Source organism: Rothia sp. BD8, from assembly GCF_044878465.1.
Lineage (GTDB): Bacteria > Actinomycetota > Actinomycetes > Actinomycetales > Micrococcaceae > Rothia > Rothia kristinae.
In genome coordinates this window covers 22107-36401 of sequence record NZ_JANJES010000005.1, presented here as the reverse complement: position 1 = coordinate 36401, position 14295 = coordinate 22107, and the positions used below count along the sequence as shown (strand labels likewise).

Genomic DNA, 14295 nt, shown 5'->3' with positions numbered 1-14295 from the left:
TAGCGGCCATCCCCGGGGAAGGCGCACCGCCACCGGCACAGCCGCAAGATCCTAGCCGTCCGGGCCCGCCCCGCCGCCGGGATTCTCGGCGTCGCCTTCCGCGGCCCTCGGGGGTCCGGCGGGCACGTCCAGGATGGTGAACAGCTGCCCGATCACCCGCATCGCGTCCTGCTCCTGGGCGGTGATCGAGGTGGGCGGGTCCGAGACGATCACGACGTCGGCGCGCTCCAGATCCACCCCGTCGTCATCGATGGCCGGACGCACCGTGATCTCCAGGGGGTAGTCGGGGACCTCGAGGGCCGCCCGTCGGGTGACGTTCATCCCCTGCTCGTCCAGGCGCTCCAGCCGGTACAGCTCATCACGGTCCAGCACGGAGGCCAACCGCGCCAGGCACATCCCCGGGGACAGATCCGCCCGATGCCGCCCGGTCACCTTCCCGTACACGGCCTCGATCTGCCCGGGTCCCGCCGACCGCGCCCCGAAGATCCCCGGGGAGAATCCTCCGGTGCCGAACAGCTGCGCGCCAGACAGCCCCCGGCGAAACGGCGCCAGGGCCTCGCCGAGCGTGGGGCGCGGGGCTGGGCCGGCGTCCTCACCCGCGAGATCCCCGGCGGCCTCCTGCTCCCCGGCATCCCGGCCCCGCTCCCCCGCGCCGCCGACGCCGCCGCGGCGGAACCTGCCGAGGCCCTGCATCAGCATGGGGACGAGGAAGAGCAGCATCAGGACGACGCCGGGTGGCAGTCCCACCGCCCGCAGCAGCATCGGCCCCAGCAGCACGGCCGCGATCATCAGCCCCACCCGCAGCCCCTCGCCACCGGCCCAGCGGCTCTCCCGCGAGCTCATCGGTCCTCCCGGGTCCCGGCGTCGGCCGCGCCCTCGGCCAGCAGCCGCTCGATGGTCTGGGCGACGCCGTCCTCCTCGAAGCCCGGGCAGGTGCGGCCCACCTCCTCGATGACCTGGGGCCAGCCGGAGGCCATCGCGTATCCGTGTCCGGCCCAGCGCAGCATCGCGGTGTCGTTGGGCATGTCCCCGAAGGCCGCGACCTGCTCCGCCCGGATGCCGCGTTCGGCGCACCAGCGCGCCAGGGTGCGGCCCTTGGACAGCCCGGCCTGGCCGATCTCCGCCAGCGGGAGGGTCGCCACGGCGTGGGTCACGGACACCTGCTCACCGGCCAGCTCCCACACCCGCTCGTACAGCGCCCCCGGATCGGTCCCGTCCTGGCGCACCAGCAGCTTCACGACCCCGGCATCGGCGGGCAGCACCTGCTCCAGGGGCCCGCGCACGACGTCGGGGGAGGTCTCCAGGACGTTGGTCTGCCCCCAGCCGGGATCCGTGTAGATGCCGTCCAGGGCCTCCGCGGACAGCGCGGCCTCCGGCAGCTCGGCCCGCAGGCGCGCCAGCAGCTGCGGGATGACGCCCGGGCCCACGGTCTCCGATGCCAGGATCCGGTCCGCCCCGAGGTCGTAGATCACGGCGCCGTTGGAGCAGATCGCCACGGACTCGTAGGCCAGCTGCTCGCGCAGGGGCTGCAGCCAGCGGTACGGGCGCCCCGTCACGAACACCACGTCCACCCCCGCGTCCTCGGCGGCCGCGAAGGCCTCGAGAGTGCGGGGACGGAAGCGGAAGTCCGGGCCCAGGACGGTGCCGTCCAGGTCCGTGGCGATCAGCCGGATCACTCAGGAGTCCTCGGCCGGCACCTCGAAGGTGGGGGTCAGGAAGGCGCGGGCGATGCCGTGGAAGAACAGCTGGAAGTTCACGACGGCGGGGCTCGCGCTCTCGTCGATCTCCAGCTGCTCGGTGTCCACCGCGGTCACGCAGAAGATGTACCGGTGGGCGCCGTGCCCGGCGGGCGGGGCGGCGCCGGTGAAGTCACGGTTCCCGCCGTCGTTCAGATGCTTGATCACCCCGTCGGCGATCTCCCCGGAGGCCCAGTCCCGCGGCAGGGAGGTGACCTCGGCCGGGATGTTGGACACGCAGGCGTGCCAGAAGCCGGAGGGGGTGGGGGCGTCCGGGTCGAAGCAGGTCAGCACGTAGGACTTGGTGCCCTCCGGTGCCCCGGACCAGGACAGCTGCGGGGCGACGTCCTGCCCGCCGTCCACGCCCATGGCCCCGGAGGCGAACTCGACGGGCATGGGCTGACCCTCGGCGACGTCCTCGGAGGTCAGGGTGAAGGTCGGCAGCTCGGGCAGGCCCTCGTAGGGGCGGCGGTCCAGCATGGGATTCTCCTTCGTCGGGTGTCGGTGGTTCGGTCCGGCCCTGACGGGGGCCGGGGGTCGGGGTCGGCTCGACCGGGCCGGTCGGCTCAGCCGGCCAGCGCGGCGTCCAGCTCCTCGCGGGTGGGCGGGTTGGCCCCGGCCCGGGAGACGGTGATGGCGGCCGCGGCCGCGGCCCGCTCGAGGATGGCCAGCAGATCCTCGCGGTCCAGTTCGCCCAGGCGCTGGGCGGCCTCCCGGCCGGTGACGCCGCGGTCCGCGAGCGCGCTGAGCAGCCCCGCCATCAGCGCATCACCTGCGCCGACGGTGTCCGCGACCTCGGTGGTGCGGGCGGGCACGCTCACGCCGTCCGGGCCGGTGACCGGCGTCAGGGCCCAGGAGCCCAGGGCCCCGCGGGTCACGACCACCAGCCCGGGGCCGGCCTCGAGCCAGGCCGCTGCGGTCTGCTCGACGGTGCGGTGCGGGTACAGCCACAGCAGGTCCTCGTCGGAGGCCTTGACGACGTCGGCGTGCTCCACCACGGCCTCCGCGCGGGCGCGGGCCGCGGAAGCGTCCGGGACGATGCTGGGGCGGCAGTTGGGGTCGTAGGAGATCAGCGCGTGGGGGGCGGCGGTGCGCACGGCGTCGAGCACCGTCTGGGCGCCGGGCTCCAGCATCGCGCCGATCGAGCCGACGTGCAGCACCTCGGCCGCGGTGAGCAGCTGCGGCAGCTGGTCGGCGACGGCGTCGAGATTCCAGTCCAGGGTGAAGTCGTACTCCGCGGCGCCGTCCTCGGCGAGGGTGGCTTCGGCGACCGGAGTGGGGCGCTCGTCGGCGGGCACGGGGATCTCCACGCCGGCGCCCTCCAGGTGCTCGCGCACCAGCTGCCCGTGCTCGTCCTGGCCGTGGCGGCCGATGAAGCGCACGGGGTGGCCCAGCCGGGCCAGGCCGACGGCGACGTTCAGGGGGCTGCCGCCGGGCAGCGTGCGCGGGGCGTCGTCATGGGGGCGGACCACGTCCACGAGGGCTTCTCCGATGACCGTCAGCATGCTCCCACTCTACCGAGGGGCCCGGCGTGGGTGAACCAGGCCACCACGGGGTCGTCGCCGAAGCGGACAGCCCGAGGGATCACCGGTCATCAGGTCCCGCCCAGGGGTTTTTGAGGGTACGCTGAGCCTGGTCTGGATGACCCAGCCGCCTTCCCCGGCCGGCCGTCACCGACCCCATCGCATTCGCTGAACCCGAGGATCATCATGACCGCTCCCCGCCCGCTGCGCGCCCTCGTCGGCGTCGGTGCCTCTCTGACCCTGGCCGGCGGCCTCCTGCTGGGCGGCCTGCCCGCCCAGGCCGACGAGACCCCCGCCCCGACCGCACCGACGGCCACCGCCCCGGTGGTTCCGGCGGACACCACCGTCACCCGCACGTACCCGGATGGCGCTGCGGCCACCATGGATGTGGCCTGGGCTCAGGGTCGGACCCTGCACGTGTCCGGCACCGGCTTCTTCGCCGAGGACGGCAAGACCCCCTCGACCATCGCCATCAAGCTGACCTCCGGCACGGACAAGCTGAACAACGGCGCCGTGACCGCCCAGTTCCAGGCGCAGGCCGACGGCACCTTCTCCGTCGAGCTGCCGTACCCCACCATCGCCAACGGCGGGGCGATCCGCCAGGGCAAGGCCGATTCCTCCGAGGAGCTGAAGATCGGCGAGCCGGTGGGTGTGAACCTGCTGACCGGCTCGCTGCAGACCGGCGACCGGATGCGCGGCGGCCCCATCGGCTACGCCGCGATCACCGCCGCCCCCGCACCCACCGAGGACCCGACGCCGGAGCCAACCACGGACCCGACGACCGATCCGACCGGCGAGCCGACCCCGGTGCCGAGCACCGAGCCCACCTCCCCGGCGCCCACCACCGATCCTTCCGAGGAGCCCAGCGAGACCCCGACCGCTGATCCCTCCGCCTCGACCGAGCCGGGCGCACAGCCCTCCGCATCGGCCAGCACCCAGCCCGAAGCCTCCGCCAGCCCCACCGGCTACCAGAACTGCCGAGCCGTCTGGGATGACCTGGGTCGGTCCATCCACTCCGATGAGCCCGGCTACTCCCTGGATCTGGATGCCGACCGCGACGGCATCGGCTGCGAGCAGGAGCCCGACTACACGAGTGACAACGGCACCGGCGGGTACGGCTCCGGGGCCTCCGGTTCCGGCACCACCGGCGCCGGCTCCGCCAGCGGCCTGGCCAGCACGGGTCTGGGCCGTCAGGCCGGGCTGATCGTCTCCGGCGGGCTGTTCGTGCTCGCCGCAGGCACCGCCCTGGTCGTGTTCGGACGCCGCCGCTCCGCCGAGTAGCACCGCCCCGAGCGCATCCCGCCGCGGATCCCCGCGACGGCACACGCGACGCACGCCCCCGGACCCCGCGGTCCAGGGGCGTGCGTCGTCTCATCGGCCGGTCCCGGCGTCGGATAAGGTGGTGGGGTACCCCACAATGACGTGAGCTCCGCCCCGTACCGCCGACCCCGCAGCCCCGTCCGCCCCGCCGCGGATGCGGGCCGCCCCGGGGACGCGGCACCCCGGGGCGGGAAGGAGAATGGATCCCGCCGTGAGCACCCCCACCACCCCCGCCGCCTGGTCCCGCCGCGAAGAGCTGGCCGAGCAGATGATCCCCCTGATCGGCCGCCTGCACCGGGAGAACCAGGTGGTGGTCAACATCCACGGGCGCAGCCTCATCAACCGGTCCGTCACGGACATCATCAAGGCCCACCGGTGGGCCCGGCAGATCGACACCGTGGAGCTGGACCTGGAGGAGACCCTCCCCCTGGTGCAGGCCCTGACCGAGCTGGAGCTGGGCGCGGCCTCCGTGGACCTGGCCCGACTGAACTCCCTGTACCGCAGCGAGGGCGAGGGCCGGGAGCTGGACGCCTGGCTGCGCGAGCAGCTGGCCGAGGTGGTCGGGGGGAAGGGCCGGACCGAACCCGCCGGGCAGGATGTGGTGCTCTACGGCTTCGGGCGCATCGGCCGGCTGCTGGCCCGCATCCTCATCGAGCGCGGGGCCGGCTCGGGGCTGAACCTGCGCGCCGTCGTCGTGCGGAAGAACGCGGAGAACGACCTGTTCAAGCGCGCCTCCCTGCTGCGCCGGGACTCCGTGCACGGCGCGTTCAACGGCACCATCCAGGCGGACCCGGAGACGGACGTGATCACCGCCAACGGGGTGCCGATCCAGTTCATCTACTCCTCGGACCCGGCCGCCGTGGACTACGAGCGGTACGGGATCCGCGATGCGGTGGTCATCGACAACACCGGCCGCTGGCGCGATGAGGAGGGCCTGTCCCAGCACCTGAAGGCCAAGGGCGTGGCGAAGGTCCTGCTGACCGCGCCGGGCAAGGGGGACCTGAAGAACATCGTGTGCGGGGTCAACGACCACGTCATCGAGGACTCGGACCGGATCCTGTCCGCCGCCTCCTGCACCACCAACGCGATCACCCCGGTGCTGAAGGTGCTCGACGACGAATACGGCGTCTCCCACGGCCATGTGGAGACCGTCCACTCCTTCACCAATGACCAGAACCTCATCGACAACTTCCACAAGGGGGACCGCCGCGGCCGCTCGGCGGCCCTGAACATGGTGCTGACCGAGACCGGCGCGGCCAAGGCCGTGGCCAAGGCCCTGCCGCAGATGGCGGGCAAGCTCACCGGCAACGCGATCCGTGTGCCCACCCCGGACGTGTCCATGGCGATCCTGAACCTGCGGCTGGGCAAGGCCCCGGAGTCCAAGGAGTCCCTGAACGCCTACCTGCGGGACATGTCCCTGAACTCCCCGCTGCGCAAGCAGATCGACTACACGGACTCCCACGAGGTGGTCTCCACGGACTTCGTGGGCTCCCGGCGCGCCGGGATCGTGGACGGTCTGGCCACCATCGTGTCCGGGAGCTCCGTGGTGGTCTACGTCTGGTACGACAACGAGTTCGGCTACTCCTGCCAGGTGATCCGGGTGGTGGAGGAGATGGTCGGGGCCCACCCGGCGAGCTTCCCGCGGGACTGACCCGCGTCCGGCGCCGAGCCGTCAATCCGGGAGGGATGTCCCCGAAAATCGGGGATCGTCCCTCCCGGATTGACGGCTCGGCGCTGAGAATTCTTGGCGCTGGAACGTCTTGGCGCCGGGGAGGAGCGCTCAGGCGCGGTAGAAAGCCTCGATGACGGCGCCCAGCGCGGCGGCGTCCTCGATGTGGCACATCTCCCGGGCCGAGTGCATGGACAGCAGGCCCAGCCCGACGTCGATGGTGCGCATCCCCAGGCGAGTCGCGGTGATGGGTCCGATGGTGGAGCCGCACGGGACGTCGTTGTTGGACACGAACTCCTGATACCGGGCCCCCGCGTCACGGCAGGCCTGCGCCCAGATCGCCGCGCCCACCGCGTCCGTGGCGTAGCGCTGATTCGCGTTGATCTTCAGCAGCGGCCCGCGGCCGGGCTGCGGACGGTTGACCGGGTCGTGATGCCCCGAATAGTTCGGGTGGACCAGGTGCCCGGCGTCGGAGGACAGGCACACCGAGGCCGCCAGGGCCCGACGGTACTCCTCCGGGGAGTCCCCGCGGGCCGCGCTGATCCGCACCAGCAGGTCCTCCAGGATGGGTCCGGCGGCCCCGGATCGGGTGGAGGAGCCGATCTCCTCGTGGTCGAAGGCCGCCAGCACCAGGGTCTGCTCCGACGCCGAGCCGCCGGCGGCCGCCGCACCGATCAGGGCCTGCACTCCGGCGTGCACCGAGGAGAGGTTGTCCAGCCGCCCCGCGGCCAGGAACTCCTCCTCCGCGCCGAACAGCCGCGGCTCCTGGGCATCGGCCAGCACCACGTCCCAGCCCAGGACCCGCTCCGGGGCCACCGGCGCCGGGTGGGCCCCCGCGGCGTCCAGGGCCTGTTCGCCCAGGTGGGCCAGCACATCCTGCGGCTCCTCCCCCGCCGCCCAGATCGGCTGGGTGTGCCGCTGACGGTCCAGGGTCAGCCCCTCATTCTGCGTGCGGTCCAGGTGGATGGCCAGCTGCGGGATCCTGGCCACCGGACCCGTGGCCACCAGACGCTGCCCGAGGCTCCCATCCTCCTCGCGCACGGCCAGGCGCCCGGCCAGACGCAGCTCCCGGTCCAGCCACGAGTTCAGCAGGGCCCCGCCGTACACCTCGACGCCCAGCTGGCTCCAGCCCAGGGACCCGGTGCTCGGGTGCGGCTTCAGCTTGAAGGAGGGCGAGTCCGTGTGCGCGCCGAGGACGCGGAAGCCCCCAGCCCGCTGCCCGCTCTCCGGCTGCACCCAGGCCAGCAGGGCGCCGTCGCGCCGCAGGAAGTACCCGCCCGGAGCCGTGGGGAAGGAGTCGGACTCCCGCACCGGGGTGAAGCCCGCGGCCTCCAGGCGGCGGGCCCCCTCGGCGGCGGCGTGGAAAGAAGACGGCGAGGCGGCGAGGAAGCGGCCCAGATCCAGGGCGTGCTCGCGGGCGTCGGGAATGGGGGCGGTGGTCATGGATTCCTCCTGGATTCGGGGATGGGGTCGAATCGGGTCGGCGGGGGCGCCATCGGCGGGGCCATGAGGGGCATGCGCAGGCGCGGCAGGTTCCGGCGTCGGGCCAGGCGCACCACCAGCAGGGCGTACAGCCCGTCCACCACGACGGCGACCACCAGGTCCCCCGGGGCCCCGCCGGACGAGGCCGTGGGATCCGCCCAGCCGATCAGCCCGAGGCCCAGGCCGATGACGTTGTTGGCCGAGTGCAGGCCGATCGCCGCCTCCAGTCCGCCGGTGCGCCAGGTGAGGTAACCCGCCACGACGGCGAGCACCCCCACGCTGGCCTGCCCCCACGGATCGTAGCCGTGGCCCAGGACGAACACCGGCACCGGCAGCAGGATGGCCCACGCGGGGTGACGCAGCCAGCGGCCCAGGGTCTGCATGGGCAGGCCCCGGAAGACCACCTCCTCGGTGGCGCACTGCACCGGCACCAGCAGCAGGATCATCACGAGGATCGCCAGGCTGGTCCCGCCGTTCCAGACGGTCTGCGGCAGGCCCGCCTGCGCCGCGCCGGTCTCCGCCTGCTCCACGGGCAGCAGCATCATCACCGCCTGCACCGCGACGAACACGGCGACGGCGAGCCCCGTGCACCGGGTCAGCCAGCCCCAGCGCAGGCGCCCGGCCGCGGAGAGGATCAGACCGATCGGGCGGGGCCCCATCACCAGGCGACCCACCAGCACGGCCGGCAGCATCACGATGATGCCGAGGAAGGTCATCAGGAAGATCCCGGGGCGGGTGAACAGCTCCACCGGGTACCCGGAGGGCCCCAGCTCGATCCGCGCGGAGGCGGGGTCCCCGGCGTGGACGGCGAACCAGACCAGCCCGAGGGCGAAGGACAGCGCGAGGTACACGGCTCCGGCCAGCGGAATCTCGACCAGCGGGGACCACCAGCGGTGCCGCGGATCGGCGAGCGCGAGCCGGTGGTAGGCCAGCCCGGCGGCGGGTGCGGGTGCCTGGCCCGGCTGGGCGTGCCGGGTGTCCGGGCGGGGGCCGACGTCGTGAGGGGGCTCGGCGGGCGGCGTCGCGCCGGGGCGCTCGGGCGGGGGCTGGACCATGGTCTCCACTGTATCCATCCGCCTCCCGGCCCTTCCGGACGAGTCGTGACCCGAGCTATAGACTGGTGGGAATCGCCGTCCGCCGCCCCGCCGGAAGGAGTGCCGTGCCGCAGCCACCCGCCGACGCCGCCCCTGCCCTGCACGCGCTGGGCCCGCGCGCGGTGCTCGCAGATCTGCCGGACCTGGCCGCCGTCCTGGACCTGCGGGAACGGGTGCTCGCCGATCCGCCGGAGCACCTGCTGGCCGGGCGCGCCGGGACCGTGCCCGCCGCGCGGACCCTCCTGCTGCGCTTCGACCGACCCCTGGACGAGGCCGCCCGCACCCGCCTCGCCCGGCACCTGGGCCGACTCACGGCCCAGGATCCGGGAGTGCAGGCGCCGGCAGACCGGGAGCGCGTGGTGGAGATCCCCGTGCGCTACGACGGCGCGGATCTGACCGCCTGCGCGGAGCACCTGGGCTGCACCCCCGAGGAGGTGGTGCGCCGCCACACCGAGACCCGCTGGCGGGCCGGATTCGCTGGCTTCGCCCCGGGCTTCGCCTACCTCACCCCGGACGGCGGAGCGGACGGCACTCCGGACGCCACAGGCCCCGGCGGGCTCGAGGTGCCGCGTCGGGACTCCCCGCGCACCCGGGTGCCGGCCGGCTCGGTGGCCCTGGCCGGGACCTTCTCCGCGGTCTACCCGCAGGACTCCCCCGGAGGCTGGCAGCTCATCGGACGCACCGACGCCCCGCTGTGGGACGTGGACCGCGACCCTCCAGCGCTGATCGCCCCCGGCGACGTCGTGCGGTTCCGGGAGATCACCGACGACGCCGACGACGCCGAGCCCCGCGGGGCGGCGGAGGATTCCCCCGACGGCTCACCTCGTGCGACCGATCGGGACTTCGGCGCGGCCGCCGAGACTCCGGAGCCCCGCACCGTCCGGGAGGACACCGGGGCGGAGCAGACCGCCGCCCGGCTGCGGATCCTCGCCCCGGGGCTGTCCACCACGCTGCAGGACGCCGGGCGGCCGGGGCTGGATGACCTCGGCGTCGGGCCCTCCGGGTGGGCCGATCCCCTCGCGGCGCACGCGGCCAACCGGCTGGTCGGCAACCCGCCGGGCTCGGCCGTGCTGGAGAACGCGCTGGGCCGGCTGCGGGTGATGGTCCCGGAGGACGCCCCGGATGCGGTGCTGGCGCTGACCGGAGCGCGAGTGCAGGCGAGCCTCTCCGGTTCCGATACTCAGGGACCGCGGCCCGCGCCCCTGGATCGGCCCTTCCTGCTGCGCGCCGGGCAGACCCTGGAGATCGGTCCGGTCCGGTGTGGCCTGCGCCTGGTGCTGGCCGTGCGCGGCGGCTTCACGGGTCGGGCCGTGCTGGGGTCCCTGGCCACGGACACCCTCTCCGGGGCGGGCCCGGCGCCCCTGACCCGCGGGGACGAGGTGCCCGTGGGGCCGACCCCGCGCGCCGCCGTCGAGCCGTGGTGCCCGCCGGTGCCCCTGCCCGAGGACGACGCCGTGCTGCGCCTGCCGCTGGCCCCGGGGCCGCGTGCGGACTGGTTCGCCGACGACTCCATGGCCGCCCTGCACCGGAGCGTGTGGCGGGTGGCCGAGCAGTCGGATCGGGTGGCGGCCCGCCTGGAGCCCGAACCCGCCGACGCCGTCGGGGCTGTCGGGGTCGAGGACCGCGGGCCGGCGTCCGGGCGGGGGTCCTCATCCGACGCCGATGCCGCCCGCACTGACGCCGCTCAGACCGCAGGCTCCGGCGCCGTCGCGGCCGGGCTGCGTCGCACTCCGGAGCGCGAGGGGGCGGAGCTGGCCTCCGAACCGCTGGTGCGCGGGTCCGTGCAGATCCCGCCGAACGGGCACCCGGTGGTGTTCCTGGCCGACCGTCCCGTGACCGGCGGCTACCCGGTCCTCGGTCTCGTGGCCCCCGAGCACCTGCGGCTGCTGGCCCAGGCCCCGCCGGGCACGCGCGTGGTGCTGGAGCCGCCCGCCATCACCCCGGCCGCACCCGCCGACCAGCCCGCCGGCGTCGTCGCAGGCCCCGATCCGCCTGACCCCGCCGGGATCATCCGTCCCGATTCGCCCGAGAACGCCGCACCCACCGAGGAGAGCCGATGCGCACCGTCCTGATCGCCAACCGCTCCGAGATCGCCGTGCGGATCATCCGCGCCTGCGCCGAGCGCGGCATCCGCACCGTCGCCGTGTACGCCGATGCCGACGCCGAGGCGCCGCACGTTCTCCTGGCCGACGAGGCCTACGCCCTGGAGGGGGATTCCCCCGCCGAGACGTACCTGGATCAGCGGAAGCTGCTGGAGATCGCCCGGCGCGCCGAGGCCACGGATGTGCACCCCGGCTACGGGTTCCTCGCCGAGTCGGCGGGCTTCGCCCGGGCCGTGATCGCGGCGGGTCTGCGGTGGATCGGCCCGTCCCCGGAGACCATCGAGGCGCTGGGGGACAAGATCCGGGCGCGGGAGATCGCCCGGGCGGCCGGCGCCCCGCTGGCCCCGGGCACGGACGGCCCGCTGGAGGATGCCGCCCAGGCGCGGGCCTTCGCCGAGGAGCACGGGCTGCCCATCATCATCAAGGCCGCCCACGGAGGCGGGGGCCGCGGGATGCGCGTGGTGCGCGAGGTCGACGAGGTGGGGGAGGCCTTCGAGGCCGCGGCTCGGGAGGCGCGCGGGGCCTTCGGGCGCGGGGAGTGCTTCGTGGAGCGCTTCCTGGAGCGGCCCCGGCACGTGGAGGCGCAGGTGGTGGCCGATGCCGCGGGCGGCGTCGTCGTGCTGGGCACCCGGGACTGCTCCCTGCAGCGGCGCAACCAGAAGCTCGTGGAGGAGGCACCCGCGCCCTTCCTCACCGAGGAGCAGCGGCGCACCCTCGAGGGCGCGGCCGCGGCGATCTTCCGGGAGGCCGGGTACGTCAACGCCGGAACGTGCGAGTTCCTGGTGGGCGCGGACGGGCTGATCAGCTTCCTGGAGGTCAACACCCGCATCCAGGTGGAGCACCCGATCACCGAGGAGGCCTACGGGGTGGACCTGGTGGGGCTGCAGCTGGACGTCGCCGCCGGGGAGCCCCTGCCCTTCGACGAGGCGCCCGCACCGCGCGGGCACGCCATCGAGTTCCGGATCAACGCCGAGGATCCGGGCCGCGGCTTCCTGCCTGCCGGGGGCGCGGTGCGCGCGCTGGCCCTGGGCGGCGGTCCCGGGGTGCGGGTGGATGCCGGGGTGGGTCCGGGCACGACGGTGGCCGGGGAGTTCGACTCCCTGCTGGCCAAGCTGGTGGTCACCGCCCCGACCCGCCGGCAGGCGCTGGCCCGGGCGCGCACGGTGCTGCGGGAGGCCGCGGTGGACGGGGTGGCCACGACCCTGCCCTTCCACCGGGCGGTGCTGGCACGCCCGGAGTTCGCGGCCGAGGAGGCGGAGGGCTTCGGGGTGCACACCACGTGGATCGAGGAGACGCTGACCCCGGATCTCGAGCCCGACGGCGGCTACGCCGCGCCCCGGTTCGCGGACCCGTGGGGCGAGGACGGCGGCTCCTCCGGCCCCGCTGGCGTGGCGGCCGCGGTGGAGGTGGAGGGCCGCAGGCTGCGGGTGCGCCTGCCCGAGACCGCTCTGGCGGCCCTGGGCGAGGGGCTGGGCCGGCACCTGGCCGCGGCGCCGGGCGGGCGCGGTGCCTCGGGCGGTTCGGCGGGGTCCGGCGCTTCCGCGGGTGCGGGCGGTTCCGGGGGCGCTGACTCTGGTGAGGGGGCGGCCGACGGCGCGGGCGGCGTCGTCGTGGAGGCCCCGCTGGCCGGCTCCCTGGTGCGCTGGGTCGCCGAGGACGGCGCCCAGGTAGCCGAGGGCGAGCGGCTCGCGGTGCTGGAGGCCATGAAGACCGAGATGCCGGTGGAGGCCCCGGGAGCGGGGGTGTTCCACCGGGCGGAGCTGGAGCCGGGGGCCAAGGTCGCCGCGGGCACGCAGCTGGGGCGCATCACCGGCTGACCCGCCGCCCGAGGCGCCGCGCTGATCGGGCCGCGCAATCATCCCCGCGCGACGGCGGTTCGGGGCCCTGGTCCGGCCGAGCGGCCGCTGGTTGGAATCGCTCGCCGCGCCGTCGCACCGCTGCGGACCCCGTCAACCCCACAGCTTCCCGAGGCTCTGCACGGCGTTGGCACCCAGCCACAGGGTCAGGGCCCACACCGCCACGCCCACCGCGATCAGCCACGCCGGGTAGCGGTACCCGTGCAGGAGATCCCGGCGTCGGAAGATCGCCACCACCAGGATCACCGTGAAGCCGACGGGCAGGATCAGCCCGTTGACCGTCCCCGCGATGATCAGCAGGTTGGCCGGGGCCGTGCCCAGGGAGGCGAACGCGATGGTGGAGACCACGATCATCGCCACCGTCAGCCCGTTGCGCACCAGGGGACGAGCCGTGCGCGGGACCATGAAGGACACCGAGGTGTACGCCGCCCCGATCACCGAGGAGATGGCTGCGGCCCACAGGATCAGCCCGAACAGCCGCAGCCCCACCTCCCCGGCCGCGTGCTGGAAGGCGCTGGCGGCGAGATTTCCACCGGCCAGCTGCGCCCCGCCGGCCACCACCCCCAGGATCGCCAGGAACAGCAGGAAGCGCATGATCCCGGTGACCACGATGGAGACCACGGAGGCGTTGGAGATCGAGCGGACCTCCTCCACCCCGTGCACCCCGGCGTCGACCATCCGGTGCGCCCCGGCGTAGGTGATGTACCCGCCCACGGTCCCGCCGATCAGCGTGATGATCACAGCCATGTCGATGACGTCCGGGGCCACGGACTGGCGCAGCGCCTCCCCCACCGGCGGATTCGAGACCACCGCGACGTACCCGGTGATCAGGATCATCACCACCCCGAGGACGACGACGATCCGGTCCAGCGCCGCCCCGGCCTTCCGGGACAGGAACACCGTCACCGCCAGGGCCGCCGTGAGGATCCCGCCCCAGGTGGGGTCCAGCCCGAGCAGGGCGTTCAGCCCCAGGCCGCCGCCGGCGACGTTGCCGACGTTGAACACGAAGCCGCCGAAGACCACGAAGACCGCCAAAACCGCGCCCAGACCCGGCACCAGGGCCCCGGCCAGCTGGTTGGCGCGCAGCCCGGACACGCCGATGACCCGCCACACATTCAGCTGCACCGCGATGTCCACGAGGATCGAGAGCAGGATCGCGAAGGCGAAGGCCGCCCCGAGCTGCACCGTGAAGTTGGCGGTCTGGGTGATGAAGCCGGGGCCGATCGCGGAGGTCGCCATGAGGAAGAGCGCTCCCAGCAGGATCGAGCGCTTGGACTCGGTATGCGGCAGGCGCTGCTTGGCGACGACGTCGCCCGCGGCCGTGGGCGGTGCCGACTCCGTGACGGGGTGCCCGGCGTGGTCGTGGTCCGGGCGGTGTTCGCGACGGCGGTCGCGGTGGGAGCGGCGGGAGGGATCAGGGGTCATGACGGGGCCTCTCGGAGCATCAGTGTGGCACGACACACGCGAGCCTACCAGCGCGGTCGATGCTGAGACGGCGCTCTCGTTCCCACCC

The 14295-nt window shown here is 74.2% G+C and carries 11 protein-coding genes; 4 read left to right on the top strand and 7 right to left on the bottom strand.

What is annotated here, in order from left to right; all coding sequences use genetic code 11:
• Nucleotides 1-51: 51 nt before the first annotated feature.
• From NQ707_RS05510 to NQ707_RS05495, 4 genes are all read right to left on the bottom strand, one after another.
• The gene (locus NQ707_RS05510) at nucleotides 52-843 is read right to left on the bottom strand and encodes a hypothetical protein (protein ID WP_404435027.1); all 792 of its coding nucleotides are present in this window, start codon (nucleotides 841-843) and stop codon (nucleotides 52-54) included.
• Nucleotides 840-1676, bottom strand: coding sequence for an HAD family hydrolase (locus NQ707_RS05505; RefSeq protein ID WP_404435026.1), 837 nt, complete (start codon nucleotides 1674-1676; stop codon nucleotides 840-842). The genes NQ707_RS05510 and NQ707_RS05505 overlap by 4 nt, the downstream gene beginning before the upstream one ends.
• The gene (locus NQ707_RS05500) at nucleotides 1677-2216 is read right to left on the bottom strand and encodes a YbhB/YbcL family Raf kinase inhibitor-like protein (RefSeq protein ID WP_064725297.1); all 540 of its coding nucleotides are present in this window, start codon (nucleotides 2214-2216) and stop codon (nucleotides 1677-1679) included.
• A gap of 86 nt (nucleotides 2217-2302) precedes the next feature.
• A complete protein-coding gene (locus NQ707_RS05495) occupies nucleotides 2303-3241 on the bottom strand; it encodes a carbohydrate kinase (RefSeq protein WP_404435025.1) in 939 nt (312 codons plus the stop codon).
• Nucleotides 3242-3445: 204 nt separating this feature from the next.
• On the opposite strand from NQ707_RS05495, the gene NQ707_RS05490 reads away from it, so the two are divergent.
• Together NQ707_RS05490 and NQ707_RS05485 are read left to right on the top strand one after the other, a co-directional pair.
• Nucleotides 3446-4540 carry an excalibur calcium-binding domain-containing protein gene (locus NQ707_RS05490; protein ID WP_279752256.1) on the top strand — a complete coding sequence of 365 codons (1095 nt, stop codon included), beginning with the start codon at nucleotides 3446-3448 and terminating at the stop codon, nucleotides 4538-4540.
• Nucleotides 4541-4778: 238 nt separating this feature from the next.
• Nucleotides 4779-6230, top strand: coding sequence for a glyceraldehyde-3-phosphate dehydrogenase (locus NQ707_RS05485; RefSeq protein WP_100464866.1), 1452 nt, complete (start codon nucleotides 4779-4781; stop codon nucleotides 6228-6230).
• 129 nt (nucleotides 6231-6359) lie between these two features.
• On the opposite strand, the gene NQ707_RS05480 is transcribed toward NQ707_RS05485, so the two are convergent.
• Nucleotides 6360-7691, bottom strand: coding sequence for a M18 family aminopeptidase (locus tag NQ707_RS05480; protein WP_100464868.1), 1332 nt, complete (start codon nucleotides 7689-7691; stop codon nucleotides 6360-6362).
• A complete protein-coding gene (locus tag NQ707_RS05475) occupies nucleotides 7688-8803 on the bottom strand; it encodes a CPBP family intramembrane glutamic endopeptidase (protein WP_196826111.1) in 1116 nt (371 codons plus the stop codon). The genes NQ707_RS05480 and NQ707_RS05475 overlap by 4 nt, the downstream gene beginning before the upstream one ends.
• An 86-nt stretch (nucleotides 8804-8889) precedes the next feature.
• Between NQ707_RS05475 and NQ707_RS05470 the strand changes: the two genes are divergently transcribed.
• Nucleotides 8890-10896, top strand: coding sequence for a carboxyltransferase domain-containing protein (locus NQ707_RS05470; protein ID WP_404435024.1), 2007 nt, complete (start codon nucleotides 8890-8892; stop codon nucleotides 10894-10896).
• Nucleotides 10881-12743: a biotin carboxylase N-terminal domain-containing protein gene (locus tag NQ707_RS05465; RefSeq protein WP_196826109.1), complete on the top strand. Its 1863-nt coding sequence runs from the start codon at nucleotides 10881-10883 to the stop codon at nucleotides 12741-12743. Before NQ707_RS05470 ends, NQ707_RS05465 begins: the two co-directional genes overlap by 16 nt.
• 132 nt (nucleotides 12744-12875) lie before the next feature.
• Here NQ707_RS05465 and NQ707_RS05460 read toward each other — a convergent pair whose 3' ends face one another.
• Nucleotides 12876-14207, bottom strand: a complete 1332-nt coding sequence (locus tag NQ707_RS05460; protein WP_404435023.1) for an NRAMP family divalent metal transporter — start codon at nucleotides 14205-14207, stop codon at nucleotides 12876-12878.
• Nucleotides 14208-14295: the final 88 nt, after the last annotated feature.